Source organism: Stutzerimonas kunmingensis, from assembly GCF_002929225.1.
GTDB lineage: Bacteria > Pseudomonadota > Gammaproteobacteria > Pseudomonadales > Pseudomonadaceae > Stutzerimonas.
Genome location: NZ_PISM01000004.1, coordinates 361,309 through 379,514, shown reverse-complemented (window position 1 = coordinate 379,514; position 18,206 = coordinate 361,309). Strand labels below are relative to the sequence as shown.

Genomic DNA, 18,206 nt, shown 5'->3' with positions numbered 1-18,206 from the left:
CTGAAGCTGGCAACATGAGCCCTTGCAGCTCAAGCTTCTCCCTCAAGCTTTCAAACGGACCGGATCATGAGCAACGTCGACCACGCTGAAATCGCCAAATTCGAAGCCCTTGCACATCGTTGGTGGGATCGCGAAAGCGAGTTCAAGCCGCTTCACGAGATCAATCCACTGCGAGTGAACTGGATAGACGAGCATATTGCTCTGGCGGGCAAGAAGGTAATCGATATCGGTTGCGGAGGCGGCATTCTCAGCGAAGCCATGGCTCAGCGAGGCGCTCAGGTCACCGGTATAGACATGGGCGAGGCGCCGCTTTCGGTAGCGCGCTTACACCTGCTGGAATCCGGACTCGAAATCGATTATCGGCAGATCACTGCCGAAGCCATGGCCGAGGAAGCTCCCGAGCAGTTCGATGTGGTCACCTGTCTCGAAATGCTCGAGCACGTGCCGGACCCGGCGTCGGTCATCCAGGCCTGCTGTGCACTGGTCAAGCCAGGCGGGCAAGTCTTCTTCTCGACGATCAACCGCAACCCGAAAGCCTATGCATTCGCCATCATTGGCGCCGAGTACGTATTGCAACTATTGCCGCGCGGTACCCACGACTTCAAGAAGTTCATCCGCCCCTCGGAGTTGGGTGCCTGGAGCCGCGACGCGGGCCTGGCCGTCAAAGACATCATCGGCCTTACCTACAATCCGCTCACCAAGCACTACAAGCTGGCTGCGGACGTCGATGTCAACTACATGGTCCAGACCATCAAGGAGGCATGATGCGCCTGCGCGCTGTTCTGTTCGACATGGACGGTACTCTGCTCGATACCGCTCCCGACTTCATTGCCGTCGTGCAAGCCATGCGAGCCGCCCGAGGGCTGGCACCGGTTTCCGAACAACAGGTTCGTGATGTCGTGTCAGGCGGAGCGAGGGCCATGGTACTCAGCGCTTTCGAAGTCGACCCTCTATCGGCTGAGTTCGAAGAACTGCGTCTCGAGTTCCTTGCGCGGTATCAGGAGAACTGCGCGGTGCACAGTCATCTTTACGACGGCATGGCCGAACTGCTCGACGAGATCGAACGCGCGAACCTGATCTGGGGCGTAGTGACCAACAAGCCGCTGCGCTTCGCCGAACCGATCATGCATCAGCTGGGCCTGGCTTCCCGCTCCGCTGTGCTGATCTGCCCTGATCATGTCACCAAGAGCAAGCCTGATCCCGAACCCATGCTTCTGGCGTGCAGCCAGCTCGACCTTGACCCATCCGCGGTTCTGTTCGTCGGCGACGACCTGCGAGACATCGAATCAGGCCGCGCGGCAGGCAGTCGTACAGCCGCAGTGCGGTACGGCTACATTCACCCCGAAGACAACCCGGGAAACTGGGGCGCTGATGTGGTGGTAGACCACCCGCTGGAGCTCCGGCAAGTCCTGGATAGAGCACTGTGCAGTTGCTGAAACGGCGACAGCGCAAACCTTCCTAGCCTTATCGTCCGGCGAACATTCGTCCGGGCGCCACCTACCATCGATTCAAGAGGCATCCGATGTTCGAGTATTCCGCCCGCCCCGACTTGCTCGCTGGTCGCACCATTCTGGTTACGGGAGCCGGCCGCGGCATCGGCGAAGCTGCCGCGAAAGCCTATGCGGCACACGGAGCAACCGTACTGCTGCTTGGCAAGAATGAAGACAACCTGAACCGGGTTTACGATGACATCGAAGCCGCGGGCCATCCTCGTCCTGCCGTTATTCCGTTCAATCTGGAAACCGCGCTGCCGCACCAGTACGACGAACTGGCCGCCATGATCGAGCGCGAGTTCGGTCTTCTCGACGGCCTTTTGCATAACGCGGCGATCGTTGGTCCGCGGACGCCGCTCGAGCAGTTGTCTGGCGACAATTTCATGCGCGTGATGCAGGTGAATGTGAACGCAATGTTCATGTTGACGAGCACACTGCTGCCGCTGCTGAAGCTAGCCAAGGACGCTTCGGTGATCTTCACGTCGAGCAGTGTCGGCCGCAAGGGGCGTGCATATTGGGGCGCCTACGCTGTATCGAAGTTTGCCACCGAAGGGCTAATGCAGGTGCTGGCGGATGAACTGGATGACACCGCTGCGGTCCGCGCCAACAGCGTCAATCCGGGGGCCACTCGTACCGACATGCGCGCGAAGGCTTATCCCGGCGAGAACCCGCTGGTGAACCCACTCCCAGAGGAAATCATGCCTGTCTATCTGTACCTGATGGGCCCGGACAGCATCGGGGTGAATGGTCAGGCGCTGGACGCGCAATAACCAAGGCTTCCAAAACAAAAAGCTGCGCAGCGGCTTCGCCCACTGCGCAGCGCTGGATACAACGATCAGGTGCGTTTGCTACGCCCGAAGCCTGGACGCTGACCATCTCCGGCCGGCCTTTTACCTGGCCCCGACGGACGCCCTGCCCCGTCACCACGCTTACCACCTTTACGCGTCTCGCCCGGACGCTCAGCGACCGGCGTTCCGCGAGGCTTCTCACTACGCCCGTCGCTGACACGCGGCTTGCGCCCGCCTTCGCTACCCCTCGGTGCCCGCGGCTTGTCCGACACAGGCACATCGGCCTCGCTTGACGAACGCAACACCCGAGGTCGCCGCTCACCGCGGCTCAGCGGCTTCGCCACCTTACGCTGCATGCGGTCGATCTTTTCCTTGGCCTTGGCTTTCATGCTCGGCAGTGCAACTGGCTTTAGCCCGACTTCCTGGCTGAGAATGTCCACCTCGGTTTGCGACATTTCACGCCAGCGTCCCATCGGCAGATCGGAGGTCATGAAGACCGGACCGAAACGCACACGCTTCAATCGACTCACGACCAGTCCCTGCGATTCCCAGAGACGGCGAACCTCGCGGTTACGGCCTTCCATCACCACGCAGTGATACCAATGGTTGAAGCCTTCGCCACCTGGTGCTTCCTGAATATCGGTGAAGCGTGCCGGACCGTCTTCAAGCATCACGCCGGTCTTCAGCCTTTCGATCATCTCGTCGTCGACTTCCCCACGCACCCGCACCGCGTACTCGCGGTCCATTTCATAGGATGGATGCATGAGGCGGTTGGCCAGTTCGCCGTCGGTAGTGAACAGCAGAAGGCCCGTGGTGTTGATGTCGAGGCGACCGATATTGATCCACCTCCCCTCCTTCGGGCGCGGCAGACGATCAAATACCGTTGGGCGCCCTTCCGGATCGTTGCGTGTGCAGATCTCGCCGTCCGGCTTGTTGTAGATCAGTACGCGGCGGACTACTTCGCTGACTTCTTCCCGCTTGAGCAGGCGACCGTCGACTGCAATCGCATCATGAGAGTCGACGCGCTGGCCCAGGCTCGCAACCGCGCCATTGACCTTGACACGGCCTTCGGAAATCCATTTTTCGACATCGCGACGCGAAGCCATGCCCAGGCGGGCCAGGACTTTCTGCAGCTTTTCGCCGTGAGTAACGTGAGTGCTTGTTTCTTCGTGCTCGGTCATCTGGGCACCTCCCGGTGTGGCAATCCGATTGAAAGGGCGCGAATCATACGCGCATCGATGCGGCTACGCACCAACCACAGCGTAGCAGTGATCCTGACCTGCGCTGGCGAGATCACCCCAGTGCGGCCAGCGCCTGAACAGTACGTTGCTGAATGCCGGCCCAGTCGCCCGAACTGAGGCTCGCATCGTCGATCATCCAGGTACCACCGACGCACATCACGTTCGCCAGGGCCAGATATTGCGCGGCATTTGCTGCGTTTACGCCGCCGGTCGGGCAGAAACGCACGTCGGCAAAGGGGCCACCGAGCGCCTTCAGCGCAGCGATGCCGCCACAGATCTCTGCCGGGAAGAGCTTGAAGCGGCGATAACCCAGCGCGTAGCCCTCCATAACATCCGATGCGCTACTGGTGCCTGGCAGCAGTGGCACCGAGCAGCTCACCCCCGCTTCCAGGATTTCCCGCGTGGAACCGGGTGTGACGATGAACTGCGCCCCTGCCGCCTCCACTTCATCCATCATGCGTCGGTCCAGAACGGTACCAGCGCCGATACAAAGATCAGGACGCTCTTCACGTAGCCGTCGAACGGCTGTCAGGCCATGACTGGATCGCAGGGTGATCTCCAACGTACGAAGGCCGCCAGCAGCCAATGCATCAGCAAGAGGCAGGATCTGCTCTTCGCTACCGATGGTGATGACCGGCAGAATCCTCGACTCTACACAGATTCGTTCAATCAGAGCGTTCTTCTGGTCCATGGTCATGCGGAAGTCCTCGGGCCTCACGGGCACCAATAGATTTCGAGCGGGGAATGCAGGAATGCGCGAATCGGCATCTGCAGCGGATCGACATTCAGCGCCGCGCGCAGGGTTTCGAGCTTGTCAGCACCCTGGATAGCCAGGCACTGCATTCGAGCACCAGCGAGCAGCGGATAGGTCATTGTCAGACGTGCCTGCGGATCGACCGGCGCCTGCATCGGCAGGCACCGCTCCAGGCAGTCATCGCGCAACGCATGCGCCAGCTTTGGGTTGCCGGGGAACAACGAGGCCGTATGACCGTCATCTCCCATTCCCAGTATCAGCACGTCGATAGGCCGCTGCAGCTGCGCCAGGGCGTGGTCAGCAAGTGATGCGGCCTGCTCGAGGGATTCGGCCGGGTGGTACAGCTCGATCAGCCACGCCTCACGTGCCGCGTTCTGCAGCAAATGGCGCCGCACCAAGCCTTCGTTGCTAGCCGGATCGGTCGCAGGTACCCAGCGTTCGTCAGCCAGGCTGATCTGCACCTTCGACCAGTTCAATTCTCGTATCGACAGGGCTTCGAAGAATGCAATCGGACTGCGCCCACCGGATACGACGAGACTGGCGGTGCCATGGGTTTGAACCGCGTAGGCCAGCGCCTTGGCCACATTGTCAGCCATCAGTTCAGCTTGCCGCTGCGGATTGGCCGAACTATGCGCCACCACACCGGTAGGAAGATCCAGTTCAGAGATCGCCATACCACGCCCTCCCATCGCGTGTGATCAGTGCAATCGAAGCGACTGGCCCCCAGGAGCCAGCGGGGTAAAGCTTGAGCTCTGCGCCGAGACGATTCCAGCCCTCGATCAACTGATCGCACCATTGCCATGCGTACTCGATTTCATCCCTGCGCACGAACAGGTTCTGGTTGCCCTGCATGACCTCGAGCAGGAGGCGCTCGTAGGCGTCTGGAATGCGCGTGCTCTTGTAGGTTTCGGAGAAGTTCAGCTGCAAGGGACCGCTGCGCAGATGCATGCCCTTGTCCAACCCCTGCTCCTTGGTCATCACCTGCAGGGAGATGCCCTCGTCAGGCTGCAGTCGAATGATCAGGCGATTGCTGATCAGCGCTCGCTGCTCGGGCGCGAAGATGTAGAAGGGTGGCTCCTTGAAATGAATCACGATCTGCGAAAGCTTCTGCGCCATGCGTTTGCCGGTTCGCAGATAGAACGGCACGCCCGACCAGCGCCAGTTGCAGATATCGGCACGCAACGCGACGAAGGTTTCCGTACTGCTTTCGGCGTTCGAGTTCTCCTCATCCAGGTAGCCAGGCACCGAGACACCAGCAACATTGCCGGCTGCGTATTGGCCCCGCACCACCCGCTGATGAAGGGATTCGGCAGTGATCGGTGCCAGCGCCTTGAGGACCTTTACCTTTTCATCGCGGATACTGTCCGCAGTCAGGTTGCTCGGCGGGTCCATGGCGATCAGGCAGAGCAGTTGCAGCAAATGGTTCTGAACCATGTCGCGCAGTTGTCCAGCCTGGTCGAAATAACCCCAGCGTCCTTCGATGCCGACCGTTTCGGCCACGGTGATTTCTACATAGGAGATATGGTGCTGGTCCCACTGCGTCTCGAACAGGCTGTTGGCGAAGCGTAGCGCGATGAGGTTCTGTACCGTTTCCTTGCCGAGATAGTGGTCGATGCGATAGATGCGGCTCTCGGGAAAGTGCTCGGCGACCGCATCGTTGATGACACGCGAAGAAGCCAAGTCATGACCGATGGGCTTTTCCAGAACGACGCGCGCCTGCTCGGCGAGCCCTGCCGTAGCCAGGAACCTGCAGATATCACCGTAGACCGCCGCGGGTGTCGCGAAATAGGCGATCAGAGGCTGCTCGGCCGGCACGCAGTCACGCAGCGCCATGTAATCCTCGGATCGACGAAAATCCATCGCCAGATATTGAAGCCGGGCGCTGAAGCGACTGAGGGCCTGCTCATCGAACTCGGCCTTGGGAACCCGCGTACGCAATGCTTGCTCGATTCGCGCCTTGTGCGTGGCCGGCTCGCCGCTCTCCCGCGATAGCGCCAGCATCTGGGTATCGGCATGTAGCAGGCCGGCGCGATCCAACTGATACAGCGCGGGAAACAGCTTGCGCAACGCAAGGTCGCCCAGGGCACCGAACAACGCGAATGTGATGGGTTCTACCGTAATGCCTGGCATGGTCCGTCCGCTTGAATGCAGGGTTCAATGACGTGCAGCGCGAGCACGACGATGATCGGTCAACGATAGCGAGGATATCGCGCTCCTCGCCTTCCGATCAGACGCCACATGCTACAGACCACTCAGCGGCGCAAATGCTCAGCAGTCGACGGGAAAATCCCAAGGTTGCCCGTGCCCACAGGAACAGCGCAAACACCTGAGCGCGACAGCTCGGTCGTTAAAGGGCACGGAGCTGAGTCAGCTTCCCGCGACGCGTGCACGGAACAGGGCCTGATGCTTACGGCACTGCTGCGCCGCAAGCAGGAAGACACCATGCCCCCCGCGCGAGAACTCCAGCCAGGTGAAATCCACTTCGGGATAAATGGCCTGGACATGAACCTGACTATTTCCCACTTCGACGATCAGGATGCCATCGTCAGTGAGGTGATCCGCGGCCTCGGCGAGCATACGTCGCACCAGATCCAGCCCGTCTTCACCGCATGCCAGGCCAAGAGCCGGCTCGTGATGAAACTCAGCCGGCATGTCGTCGAAATCTTCGGCATCGACATATGGAGGATTGGAAACGATCAGATCGAAACGTTGATTTGGCAGCCCGTCGAAGCCATCGCTCTGCACGGTATAAACCCGCTCTTCGAGTCCGTGATGCTCGATGTTTTGGTTGGCGACCTCGATCGCATCGAACGACAGGTCAGCGAGCACCACCTCGGCCTTGAGAAACTCGTAAGCGCATGCGATGCCGATGCAGCCCGACCCCGCGCACAGATCGAGAATCCGCTTGGGCGTGCCAGGCAGCCAGGGTTCGAAGCGGTGCTCGATCAGCTCACCAATCGGCGAACGTGGGATCAGCACGCGCTCGTCGACGATGAAGGGCAAGCCGCAGAACCAGGCTTGCCCGAGGAGATAAGCGGTCGGCACACGTTCTTCAATACGGCGACGCAGCAGTTCCTGCAAATGCTCGCACTCGTCGAGCTCGAGGCGGCAATCCAGATAGCTGTCAGCCATTTCCCATGGCAGGTGCAGCGCACCCAGCACCAACTGGCGCGCGTCATCCCAGGCATTGTCGGTGCCATGGCCGAAGAACAACTGCTCCGCCTGAAACCGGCTGACGGCCCAGCGGATATGGTCACGCAGCGTACGCAAGCGGGAGAGCGAAGCGGTCACAAGGGCATCTCCTGTAAAAAGGGCGCGAGTGTAGCAGGCATACGAAAACCCGAGCCATGTCAGCTAAGGTCACGCGAGCAAGGCTCTCGAGCCATCCACTTGGGCTGTAAATACTCAATTCGTTTCAACACCAGGCGTGCGACCGGCATTACCCTTCGGCTCGCGGTCGGGACTCGATATCTCCGACATATCGTGCGCCCATGCAGTTCGACCGAGTAGTCAGCACAACGACCAGCGAAACATGAGCCGGACGGTTCACATCGGCGCATTCTGGCGCCACAATCAGCCCCCTCACAGCACAAGGAGCCGAAAATGACCAAGCCACAGACCATGCTTCAGCTCAGTGGCCGCAGCTACAACCCGGCGACGCTGACGAATGCCACCTTGCTGGTCATCGATGTGCAGGAAGAGTACCGCAGTGGTGTTCTTGCCCTGCCTGCCCTGGATCGGGCACTTCCGGAAATCACCCGTCTACTGGCAGCTGCGCGCGAAGCTGGCGCGCCGATCGTGCACGTGCATCACCTGGGTATCAGCGGTGGTCTTTTCGATCCGCAGGGCTTCCGTGGACAGATCATGCCGGAGGCTGCACCACTGCCCGGTGAGGCAGTGGTTGCCAAACGCCTGCCGAACGCTTTCTCCGGCACCGACCTCCACGAACTACTGCAGAAACTGGGTCGCCTGGATTTGATCGTTTGCGGCTTCATGACCCACTCCAGCATCAGCACAACGGTTCGCGCCGCCAAGGATTACGGCTATCGCTGCACACTGGTGGACAGCGCCTGTGCCACACGCAATCTGCCGATGGGCGAAGGCAGCATCGATGCCGAACAGGTGCACCGCATCGAGATGACCATTCTTGCCGACAACTTTGCCGTTTGCGTGCAAGACGCTGCGGCGCTGGCGCGCTGAAGACCCACTACCCGAACGCCGAACGAGCTGGCAGCCTCTCCAGATACTCTCTGCATGATGCAAGCAAAAGTACGCCTGGATGGAAGCTCGTCCGCCAGGCGCTGTGGCTGGGGTAAACTGCCATCCTGTTTGGAGGCCCCATGCAAGACGACGACTTCTCTCTCTTCCAATCGGCTGTGCGCGGTGTCAAGCCGATCAAGCACGACCGCGCCGAAACCGGCAAAGTGCGCAGCAATCGCGAACAGATCGCGACTCGCCGCAGCAACGCCACCGTCAGCAACGAAACCACGCGCGTCGACGGATTATCGGATCAGTTCGTCATCGACGTAGGTGCCGAGGACGAGCTTTATTGGGCCCGCGACGGGGTTCAGGACAGTCAGGTCCGCAAGCTCAAAGCCGGCCAGATCCCATTTGAGGGAAGTCTCGACCTGCATGGCATGAGCGTCGAGAAAGCCCGGGAGCTGTTATGGGACTTCATCGCCGAAGCGACGCGGCTCGAAGTGCGCTGCGTCCGCGTGACCCATGGCAAGGCGGCAAGACTCGACGGCAAGCGGCCACTGATCAAGAGCCACGTCAACACCTGGTTGCGGCAGCATCCGCAAGTGCTCGGCTTCACCTCCTGCCTGCCACGTCATGGCGGCACCGGCGCCATTTACGTGATGCTCAAACGCACCATGCTTGAAGGCCGGGACGAATGAGCCGAGGCCAGCGTCTCGCTCGCCATACTTGCCAGCCGAGCGGCGGCCCCCTACCCTTCGCGTTCGCGACCCCATGAAGCCTGACAGGTAGCTCAATGTCCCTGGAACAACACTACACCGCGATCCTCGGCCAACTCGGCGAGGACGTTAGCCGCGAAGGTCTGCTCGACACGCCCAAGCGCGCCGCCAAAGCCATGCAGTACCTGTGCAAGGGCTATCAGCAAACCCTCGAGGAAGTCACCAACGGCGCGCTGTTCACGTCAGATAACAGCGAGATGGTGCTGGTCAAGAATATCGAGCTGTACTCGCTGTGCGAGCATCACATGCTGCCTTTCATCGGCAAGGCACACGTTGCGTATCTTCCCAATGGCAAGGTACTCGGCCTGTCGAAGGTCGCTCGCATTGTGGATATGTATGCGCGCCGCCTGCAGATTCAGGAAAACCTGACCCGTGAAATCGCCGAGGCGATGCAGCAGGTTACCGGCGCATCTGGCGTTGCAGTGGTCATCGAAGCCCAGCACATGTGCATGATGATGCGCGGCGTGGAGAAGCAGAACTCGTCAATGGTTACATCGGTGATGCTGGGTCAGTTCCGCGATAACGCCGCGACCCGTAGCGAGTTTCTCGGCTTGGTGAAATAGCACCGAGCCCACAGTAAAACAGGGCCTTGCGGCCCTGTTTCGTTCAATCGTACATGCCTACATGCCGCGGATGACTGGCGACACGCTGCAGCCATCGGCGAATTGCGGGATAGCCTTCGAGGCTGAACCCTCCCTCTTCAGCCACATGCGTGTAAGCATACAGCGCAACGTCGGCAATCGAGTAATGCTCACCCACCAGGTAGGGCGTGCGTAGCAACTGCTGCTCCATAACGTTCAACGCATGGTAGCCATCGAGCTGCTTGGCCTCGTACTCCTCACGGCGATCCTCGGGCATGCCGAGATACACCTTGATATAGCGGGCGACAGCCAGGAACGGCTCATGGCTGTACTGCTCGAAGAACTGCCACTGCAGCACCTGGGTACGCAGCCGCGGGTCCGCTGGCAGAAACTCGCTGCCGTCGGCCAGATAGTTGAGGATGGCGTTGGACTCCCACAGGCAGGCGCCATCCTCCAACTCAAGAACCGGAATCTTGCCATTCGGATTCTTCTTGAGAAACTCCTCGGAGCGGGACTCACCACGAAGGATATTGATCGGAATCCATTCGTACGATTGGTCCAGCAGGTGCAGCATCAGCTTGACCTTGTAGCAATTACCCGACCGGTAATCACCATAGACTTTCAACATGCTCCCTCCCATCGACCCACAACGCAGGTCAGCGATATCTCAGGCGGCTTCCAGCGCTTTACCTTCGCGGATGACCTGCGCCAGACGACGCACCCCTTCTTCCATTCTCTCAGCAGCCACATGGCTGAAGTTCAGCCGCAGATAACCGGGATTAGCGTCCGGGTCCACGAAAAAGGGCTCCCCAGGCATGAACACCACATCATTGGCGAGCGCTCGATCAAGCAGGGTTCGCGTATCCAGCGGCTGCTTCAGCGTCAGCCAGAAGAACAGCCCTCCCTGCGGCAGCTGCCAGGTCGCGAGATCACCGAAGTGCTCGCTGAGCGCAGCCTGCATGGCATCACGACGAACGCGATAGAAATCGCGAAGCTCCGCCAGATGCGCCTGATACCGCTCGCTACCCAGCCACTGCAGCGCCTGCCACTGCCCAATGCGGTTGGTATGTAGATCAGCCGACTGCTTCAGTCGTAGCAAATAAGGGAACAGATCCGGCGAGGCGATCAGATACCCCACCCGCAAGCCAGGCAGCAGCGTCTTGGAAACCGTACCGGTGTAGATCCAGCTAGCACGTTTCAGACGCGAGACGATCGGCTTGGCACTGCCCTGATCGAATACCAGCTCACGATATGGCTCGTCCTCGAGCAGCGTCACGCCAAACTCATCCAGCAATGCTGCGACAGCTTCACGCTTGGCTTCGCTGTAGCGAACGGCGGATGGATTTTGGAACGTAGGAATCAGATAGGCAAAAGCAGGCGCGTGCTGCTCCAGCGTTGCGCGCAGGGCAGCCAAATCCGGACCATCGGCCTGCTGGGGAACTGCCAGACATTCAGCTCCGAACAATTGAAAGGACTGCAGAGCAGCGAGATAGGTTGGCGCCTCGACCAGCACCTCTGTTCCTGAGTCGATAAACAGCTTCGACGCGAGATCAAGCGTCTGCTGCGAGCCACTGACGATCAACACCTGACTGGCTTCGCAAGGCACGCCAAGCGCCCGCGCCTGGGCGGCAATAAGTTCACGGAGAGCGGGCTCGCCTTCGCTCATCCCATACTGCCCCATGCTTGCGGGCAGTTCTGCCCAATCAACGATCGGCAGCATCGCCTCAGCCGGCAACCCGCCAGCGAAGGACATCACTTCCGGGCGCTGGGCTGCAGCGAGGATTTCACGAATGAGAGAGCTTTTAAGGCGAGTAATACGTTCGGAGAAGGCCATTTCCATACCAGATGCGAGGCGCTGCAAAATAAGTCAAACTTCTTGACCGAAATTACGCCTCTCACGATAAATACGTCAATATGCCTGACCTAAAAAAAAGCGCAGTGCAGCGCCAGATCATGGAGAGTTTCTTTCTCGGCTATCAGGCCTTCACAGCCAAGCCTGACGAAATGCTCGCCCGCCGCGGCCTGTCCCGTGTGCACCACCGCATTCTTTTCTTTATCGCTAGCTACCCGGACCTGAGCGTCAAGGAGTTGCTGAGCTATCTCGGTGTGTCCAAGCAGGCACTGAATACACCGCTACGCCAGTTGATCGAAATGCACCTGGTGGAGAGCCTGACTGCAGAGGATGACAAGCGAAAGCGCATGCTGCGCTTTACCGCAGAGGGGGCGAAGCTGGAGCAGGCCTTGCGCAGAGAACAGGTCCGGCTGCTTCAAAGGGCCTTCGATGATGTGGGTGAACAAGCGGTAGACGGCTGGCTCGCGGTCAACCAAGCGCTCGCTATGGAGAAAGCCAGAGGCTAGCAGCCCTCAAGAGGCGGGCCGCTTCACCACGCCGGAATCGCGGGCACAAAAAAGGGCGACCGAAGTCGCCCTTTTTCCATGAAGAACCCGAACTTAGTTCTGGTTTTCCATCTGAGCACGGATCAGATCACCAATGGTGGTCGGGCCAGTGCTTTCTACGTCCTGCTTGGTGCGCAGCTCTTTCATCGCATCCTTTTCGTCTTCGACGTCTTTGGACTTGATGGACAGGCTGATCACGCGGGACTTGCGGTCGATGCTGATGATCTTGGCTTCAACTTCGTCGCCTTCCTTCAGCACGTTGCGCGCATCTTCAACGCGGTCGCGGCTGATTTCGGAAGCTTTCAGAGTGGCTTCGATATCGTTGCCGAGATCGATGATGGCGCCTTTGGCGTCAACTTCTTTCACGGTACCGCGAACGATGCTGCCCTTGTCATTGACGGCGGCGTAGTTGGAGAACGGATCGTCTTCCAGCTGCTTGATGCCCAGGGAGATGCGCTCACGCTCCGGATCGACCGACAGGATGACGGTATCCAGCTCGTCGCCCTTCTTGAAGCGGCGAACGGCTTCTTCACCCGGCTCGTTCCAGGAGATGTCGGACAGGTGAACCAGGCCGTCGATGCCGCCGTCCAGACCAATGAAGATACCGAAATCGGTGATCGACTTGATGGTGCCGGAGATGCGGTCGCCCTTGTTGAACTGGCCAGAGAAGTCTTCCCATGGGTTGGACTTGCACTGCTTGATACCCAGGGAGATGCGACGACGCTCTTCGTCGATGTCCAGAACCATGACTTCCACTTCGTCGCCGACCTGTACGACCTTCGACGGGTGGATGTTCTTGTTGGTCCAATCCATTTCGGAAACGTGCACCAGACCTTCGACGCCTTCTTCCAGCTCGGCAAAGCAGCCGTAGTCGGTGAGGTTGGTGACGCGAGCCTGAACACGGGTGCCTTCCGGGTAACGCGCCTTGATGGCAACCCATGGGTCTTCGCCCAGTTGCTTCAGGCCCAGCGATACGCGGTTGCGCTCGCGGTCGAACTTCAGAACCTTGACATCGATCTCGTCGCCAACGTTGACGATCTCCGACGGATGCTTGATACGCTTCCAGGCCATGTCGGTGATGTGCAGCAGACCATCGACGCCGCCCAGGTCAACGAACGCACCGTAGTCGGTGAGGTTCTTGACGATACCTTTGACCTGCTGACCTTCCTGCAGGGACTCGAGCAGAGCTTCGCGCTCGGCGCTGTTCTCGGCTTCCAGTACGCTGCGGCGGGAAACGACAACGTTGTTGCGCTTCTGGTCCAGCTTGATGACCTTGAACTCGAGCTCTTTGCCTTCCAGGTGGGTGGTGTCGCGCACAGGGCGGACATCGACCAGCGAACCCGGCAGGAACGCACGAATGCCGTTGACGTCGACGGTGAAGCCACCTTTGACTTTGCCGTTGATGACGCCCTTGACCACTTCTTCTGCAGCGAAAGCCGCTTCCAGAACAATCCAGGATTCCGCGCGCTTGGCTTTTTCACGGGACAGCTTGGTTTCGCCAAAGCCATCTTCAACCGCGTCCAGAGCAACGTGGACCTCGTCACCCACCTTGATGGTCAGCTCGCCCTGCTCGTTGTAGAACTGCTCGACCGGGATGACGCCCTCGGACTTGAGGCCGGCATGCACGGTGACCCAGTCACCGTCGATGTCGACCACGATGCCGGTGATGATGGCACCCGGCTGCATGTCGAGGGATTTAAGGCTTTCTTCAAATAGTTCTGCGAAGCTTTCGCTCATGTTGATTCCTGCTGTTTTCAGGCGAGAATCCGCCCAATCTCCACATTCCAGACAATGTGGGTTCATTCATATAAAAAAAGGCCTGTGGGACTGGATCTGGTCTCCCACATGCCTCCTTGTTAACGGCCCCGAGATGCACAGCCTGCTGGCTGTGCCTACTCAAGGTCCGTTTGGCCGCCTTTCGGCGTTCCGATCATCCAGCCAAATCGCGGTCGGCGACTTCGCTCAGAATCTTTTGCAACACCTCATCAATGGAGAGTGTAGTGGAATCCAGTTGAACGGCATCATCTGCCGGCTTCAGCGGGGCCACCGCACGTTGGGTATCGCGCTCATCGCGCTCCCGAATCTCCTCAAGAAGACTCGCGAGATTAACATCATCGCCTCGTGCCTTCAACTGCAAGTAACGTCTGCGAGCACGCTCTTCCGCACTCGCGGTGAGGAATATCTTCAACGGCGCGTCGGGAAACACCACAGTACCCATATCACGCCCGTCCGCGACCAGTCCCGGCGCCTCGCGGAAGGCCTTCTGTCGCTGCAGCAAGGCGGTGCGAACCACCGGTAACGCTGCGACCTGGGATGCGCCGGCGCCAACCTGCTCGTTACGGATCGACTCGGTGACCTCCTCCCCCTCCAGAATGATGATCATGCCGTGCCCATCGCGTGCGGCACCAAACTGGACATCGAGGTGCTCGGCGAGCACCTTCAGCGCTTCTTCGTTGGTCAGATCGACGCCGTGATTGCGCGCTGCGAATGCCAGCAGGCGATACAAGGCACCGGAGTCGAGGAAATTCCAGCCAAGCCTGCCCGCAAGCAAGGCTGCAACTGTGCCCTTCCCCGAGCCACTCGGCCCATCGATGGTGATGACCGGAACGGGCCTGATCATGAATCACCCTCCGAATGTACCTGCATGCCGGCGCGCTGCGCCAAGGAGAGGAAGTTGGGGAACGACGTCGCCACGTTGGCGCAGTCATGGATTCGAATCGGGCCATTGGCTCGCAGCGCAGCCACACTGAAGGACATCGCGATGCGGTGATCGCCATGCGCCCAGACTTCACCGGAACCGATCGCACCACCTTCGATGACAATCCCGTCCGGGGTCGGTTCAGCCTTGACCCCCAGGGTCTGCAGCCCGTCCGCCATGACCTGGATGCGGTCAGACTCCTTGACCCGCAGCTCTTCGGCACCGCGCAACGTGGTACGACCTTCCGCGCAGGCCGCAGCCACGAAGAGCACCGGGAACTCGTCGATCGCCAGCGGAACCAGGTCCTCTGGAATGTCGATACCCTTGAGCTGAGCGCCACGAACACGGATGTCTGCCACCGGCTCGCCGCCCACCTCGCGCGGGTTCTCAAGAGAGATGTCGCCGCCCATCAACTTCAGAATATCGATCACGCCGGTACGGGTCGGATTCACGCCGACATGCTCGAGCACGATCTCCGAACCCTGCGCAATGCTCGCCGCCACCATGAAGAATGCCGCTGAAGAAATATCGGCAGGCACTTCAATATGAGTACCACGCAGCTTGTGCCCTGGCTCGACAACCGCAGTACTGCCCTTGACGGTCACCGGATAGCCGAAACCGCGAAGCATCCGCTCGGTGTGATCACGCGTCGGAGCCGGTTCGGTTACCGAGGTCTGATCAGCTGCATACAGGCCGGCCAGTAATAGGCAGGACTTGACCTGCGCGCTGGCCATCGGCATTTCGTAATGCATGCCGGACAGACGCTGGCCGCCGCGAATGGTCAGCGGCGGACGCCCTTCCGGTGCCGTCTCGATCACAGCCCCCATCTCGCGCAGCGGCTTGGCGACGCGATTCATCGGCCGTTTGGAGAGGGACGCATCACCCGTCAACGTCGTATCGAACGGCTGCGCCGCGAGCAAACCGGACAGCAGCCGCATGGAGGTTCCTGAGTTGCCCAGGTAGATCGGCCCGGGCGGGGCCTTGAGGCCGTGCAGACCGACACCATGGACCGTCACGCGCCCCTGATGCGGACCCTCGATGACGACGCCCATGTCCCGGAACGCCTGAATGGTCGCCAGAGCATCTTCACCCTCCAGGAAGCCTTCGACTTCCGTCACGCCCTCGGCAAGAGAGCCGAGCATGATCGAGCGGTGAGAAATGGATTTGTCGCCTGGCACACGCAGATGGCCGGTCAGGCTGCCGCCAGGGTTGGCGAGGAAAACGAGGTCATTGGAATGCATAACGTCCACATAGGCTCGGCGAGCCAGTATTTTGCTGAAATGTTCCCGGGCAGCCTTGGCGCGAGTGAAAACGCCCAACAGCTTGTGCCCGTCTCCTTCATCGACCGCGGCGCGCAGCGCGTCGAGGTCGGCACGAAAATCGTCCAGGGTATGCAGCACTGCCTCGCGGTTGGCGAGAAAGATGTCGTGCCACATCACCGGATCGCTACCGGCGATACGGGTGAAATCGCGAAAACCACCTGCCGCGTAGCGGAATATCTCGAGATTCTCATGGCGCTTGGCGAGCGAATCAACCAGACCGAAGGCCAGCAGGTGCGGTAAATGACTAGTGGCAGCCAGCACCTCATCGTGATGCGACACCTCCATATGCTCGACATCCGCACCCAGCGCCGACCAGAGCTTGCTCACCAGCGTGAGCGCTTGCGGATCGGTATTTTCCAGCGGCGTCAGGATCACCTTGTGCCGTCGAAACAGCGTGCTGTTCGCCGCCGTCACGCCACTGAGTTCAGAGCCGGCGATGGGGTGGCCAGGCACGAACCTTGATGGCATGTTGCCGAACACTTTACGCGCACAGCGCACGACATTGCCCTTGGCGCTGCCGACGTCAGTGATCACTGCGTCGCCCAGTTCGAGCTTCGCCAGTTCACCAAGCAGCCGCTCCAGCGCAAGGATAGGCGTCGCAAGCTGAATTACGTCAGCCCCATGACAAGCCTCTGCAAGCGTCGCGGCGCAGCGATCCACCACGCCCAGTTCGACCGCAAGCTCACGCGAGCGTGCATCCAGATCGAAGCCGACCACCTCGCGACAAAGGCCAGCCTCACGCAAGCCCTTGGCGAACGAGCCGCCAATCAGGCCAAGGCCGATCACAACCAGGCGATTCACAATCGGCGAACGCTGTTGCGCGTGACGAGCGTGATTCACTGAGCGAGCACCTGGCGCAGCACATCGAGAAAGCGTGCATTTTCCTGCTCGGTGCCAATTGAGATACGCAGGAACGTTGGCATACCGTATCCGGCCATAGGGCGCACAATCACCCCTTCGCGCAACAGCGCCTGATTGATCGGCGCAGCATCACGGGCGAAGTCCACCGCGATGAAATTGCCCCGCGAAGGGATCCACTCCAGTCCCAGCTGACGGAAACCCGTTTCCAGCTGAAGCATCCCGGCATCATTCGCCTTGCGGCTGGCAAGCAGGTAATCGACGTCATCCAGCGCTGCGCAAGCCGCCGTCAGCGCCAGACTGTTCACGTTGAATGGCTGCCTGACGCGATTCAGCACATCGGCGATCACCGGCGAACTGATCGCGTAGCCGACCCGCAGCGCAGCAAGCCCATAAGCCTTGGAGAAGGTGCGCGAAACCAGCAGGTTCGGATAGTCGGCCAGAAACGCCAGACCATCCGGCAACTCCTGCCCTTCGGCATATTCGATGTAGGCCTCGTCCAGCACCACCAGGACACGCTCCGGTACGCGCGCTAGAAATCCACCCAGCGCAGCAGCATCGAACCAGGTTCCGGTGGGATTGTTGGGGTTGGCGACGAAAACCACGCGGGTATTCTCGTCGATGGCCGCCGCCATTGCGTCGAGGTCGTGCCCCCAGTTCCTGGCCGGCACGGCACGTCCCTCGGCCCCGACCGCCTGCGTCGCGATCGGATAGACAGCGAAGGCATGCTCGCTGAACACGGCGTTGAGTCCCGGAGCCAGATAGGCGCGCGCAACCAGCTCAAGAATGTCGTTGGAACCATTGCCCAGGGTGACTTGATTGATTCCGACCGAATAGCGCTCGGCAAGTCGCTGCTTGAGCGCGAAGCCGTTGCCGTCCGGGTAGCGGGTCAACTCCGAAAGCTCAGCCCTGATCGCATCAAGCACTTTCGGGCTTGGCCCCAGCGGGTTCTCGTTGCTGGCCAGCTTGACGATTCCTGCGGGGTCCAAACTCAGCTCGCGCGCCAGTTCTTCAACCGGCTTGCCCGGTACGTACGGCGACAGCTTCTGCACCCCTGGCTGCGCCAGGGCAAGGAAATCACAACTCATAACAAAACCT

At 60.1% G+C, this 18,206-nt stretch carries 18 protein-coding genes; 7 read left to right on the top strand and 11 right to left on the bottom strand.

Going from position 1 to position 18,206, the window contains the following annotated elements:
• Positions 1 to 66 precede the first annotated feature (66 nt).
• The 3 genes from ubiG (at position 67) to CW305_RS02825 (ending at position 2,263) form a co-directional block, all read left to right on the top strand.
• The gene (gene ubiG / locus CW305_RS02835; protein WP_023444774.1) at positions 67 to 765 is read left to right on the top strand and encodes a bifunctional 2-polyprenyl-6-hydroxyphenol methylase/3-demethylubiquinol 3-O-methyltransferase UbiG; all 699 of its coding nucleotides are present in this window, start codon (positions 67 to 69) and stop codon (positions 763 to 765) included.
• Entirely contained in the window at positions 765 to 1,436 is a 672-nt protein-coding gene (gene mupP, locus CW305_RS02830) for an N-acetylmuramic acid 6-phosphate phosphatase MupP (RefSeq protein ID WP_014820631.1), read from the top strand. The genes ubiG and mupP overlap by 1 nt, the downstream gene beginning before the upstream one ends.
• Positions 1,437 to 1,522: 86 nt before the next feature.
• Complete coding sequence (locus CW305_RS02825) at positions 1,523 to 2,263, top strand: YciK family oxidoreductase (RefSeq protein ID WP_104097056.1); 741 nt, start codon at positions 1,523 to 1,525, stop codon at positions 2,261 to 2,263.
• Positions 2,264 to 2,328: 65 nt separating this feature from the next.
• On the opposite strand, the gene rluB is transcribed toward CW305_RS02825, so the two are convergent.
• From rluB to prmB, 5 genes are all read right to left on the bottom strand, one after another.
• A complete protein-coding gene (gene rluB, locus CW305_RS02820) occupies positions 2,329 to 3,462 on the bottom strand; it encodes a 23S rRNA pseudouridine(2605) synthase RluB (protein WP_104097055.1) in 1,134 nt (377 codons plus the stop codon).
• A gap of 112 nt (positions 3,463 to 3,574) precedes the next feature.
• Entirely contained in the window at positions 3,575 to 4,219 is a 645-nt protein-coding gene (locus tag CW305_RS02815) for a bifunctional 4-hydroxy-2-oxoglutarate aldolase/2-dehydro-3-deoxy-phosphogluconate aldolase (protein WP_104097054.1), read from the bottom strand.
• A gap of 17 nt (positions 4,220 to 4,236) precedes the next feature.
• Positions 4,237 to 4,950, bottom strand: coding sequence for a 6-phosphogluconolactonase (gene pgl / locus CW305_RS02810; RefSeq protein ID WP_104097053.1), 714 nt, complete (start codon positions 4,948 to 4,950; stop codon positions 4,237 to 4,239).
• Positions 4,937 to 6,406: a glucose-6-phosphate dehydrogenase gene (gene zwf / locus CW305_RS02805; protein WP_104097052.1), complete on the bottom strand. Its 1,470-nt coding sequence runs from the start codon at positions 6,404 to 6,406 to the stop codon at positions 4,937 to 4,939. The genes pgl and zwf overlap by 14 nt, the downstream gene beginning before the upstream one ends.
• A gap of 237 nt (positions 6,407 to 6,643) precedes the next feature.
• The gene (gene prmB, locus CW305_RS02800) at positions 6,644 to 7,567 is read right to left on the bottom strand and encodes a 50S ribosomal protein L3 N(5)-glutamine methyltransferase (RefSeq protein ID WP_014820637.1); all 924 of its coding nucleotides are present in this window, start codon (positions 7,565 to 7,567) and stop codon (positions 6,644 to 6,646) included.
• Positions 7,568 to 7,879: 312 nt separating this feature from the next.
• Here prmB and CW305_RS02795 point away from each other — a divergent pair, with 312 nt between their 5' ends.
• The 3 genes from CW305_RS02795 (at position 7,880) to folE (ending at position 9,815) form a co-directional block, all read left to right on the top strand.
• A complete protein-coding gene (locus CW305_RS02795; RefSeq protein ID WP_104097051.1) occupies positions 7,880 to 8,476 on the top strand; it encodes a cysteine hydrolase family protein in 597 nt (198 codons plus the stop codon).
• Positions 8,477 to 8,616: 140 nt separating this feature from the next.
• Entirely contained in the window at positions 8,617 to 9,174 is a 558-nt protein-coding gene (locus CW305_RS02790) for a Smr/MutS family protein (RefSeq protein ID WP_014820639.1), read from the top strand.
• A gap of 95 nt (positions 9,175 to 9,269) precedes the next feature.
• Positions 9,270 to 9,815, top strand: coding sequence for a GTP cyclohydrolase I FolE (folE, locus tag CW305_RS02785; RefSeq protein ID WP_003282585.1), 546 nt, complete (start codon positions 9,270 to 9,272; stop codon positions 9,813 to 9,815).
• A 43-nt stretch (positions 9,816 to 9,858) separates the two neighbouring features.
• Here the strand turns inward: folE and CW305_RS02780 are convergent, their stop codons facing one another.
• Both CW305_RS02780 and CW305_RS02775 read right to left on the bottom strand, forming a co-directional pair.
• Positions 9,859 to 10,461, bottom strand: coding sequence for a glutathione S-transferase family protein (locus CW305_RS02780; RefSeq protein ID WP_023444766.1), 603 nt, complete (start codon positions 10,459 to 10,461; stop codon positions 9,859 to 9,861).
• 39 nt (positions 10,462 to 10,500) lie between these two features.
• Complete coding sequence (locus CW305_RS02775) at positions 10,501 to 11,667, bottom strand: aminotransferase-like domain-containing protein (RefSeq protein WP_104097410.1); 1,167 nt, start codon at positions 11,665 to 11,667, stop codon at positions 10,501 to 10,503.
• A gap of 80 nt (positions 11,668 to 11,747) precedes the next feature.
• Here CW305_RS02775 and CW305_RS02770 point away from each other — a divergent pair, with 80 nt between their 5' ends.
• Entirely contained in the window at positions 11,748 to 12,191 is a 444-nt protein-coding gene (locus CW305_RS02770; protein WP_003282582.1) for a MarR family winged helix-turn-helix transcriptional regulator, read from the top strand.
• A gap of 93 nt (positions 12,192 to 12,284) precedes the next feature.
• Here the strand turns inward: CW305_RS02770 and rpsA are convergent, their stop codons facing one another.
• The 4 genes from rpsA to hisC form a co-directional block, all read right to left on the bottom strand.
• Complete coding sequence (rpsA, locus tag CW305_RS02765) at positions 12,285 to 13,967, bottom strand: 30S ribosomal protein S1 (protein WP_003302488.1); 1,683 nt, start codon at positions 13,965 to 13,967, stop codon at positions 12,285 to 12,287.
• 193 nt (positions 13,968 to 14,160) lie between these two features.
• Positions 14,161 to 14,850: a (d)CMP kinase gene (gene cmk / locus CW305_RS02760; protein ID WP_046621889.1), complete on the bottom strand. Its 690-nt coding sequence runs from the start codon at positions 14,848 to 14,850 to the stop codon at positions 14,161 to 14,163.
• Positions 14,847 to 17,090 (bottom strand): bifunctional prephenate dehydrogenase/3-phosphoshikimate 1-carboxyvinyltransferase, encoded by a 2,244-nt coding sequence (locus CW305_RS02755; RefSeq protein WP_104097050.1) that lies wholly within the window; start codon positions 17,088 to 17,090, stop codon positions 14,847 to 14,849. The genes cmk and CW305_RS02755 overlap by 4 nt, the downstream gene beginning before the upstream one ends.
• Entirely contained in the window at positions 17,087 to 18,196 is a 1,110-nt protein-coding gene (gene hisC / locus CW305_RS02750; protein ID WP_044314659.1) for a histidinol-phosphate transaminase, read from the bottom strand. The genes CW305_RS02755 and hisC overlap by 4 nt, the downstream gene beginning before the upstream one ends.
• Positions 18,197 to 18,206 lie beyond the last annotated feature (10 nt).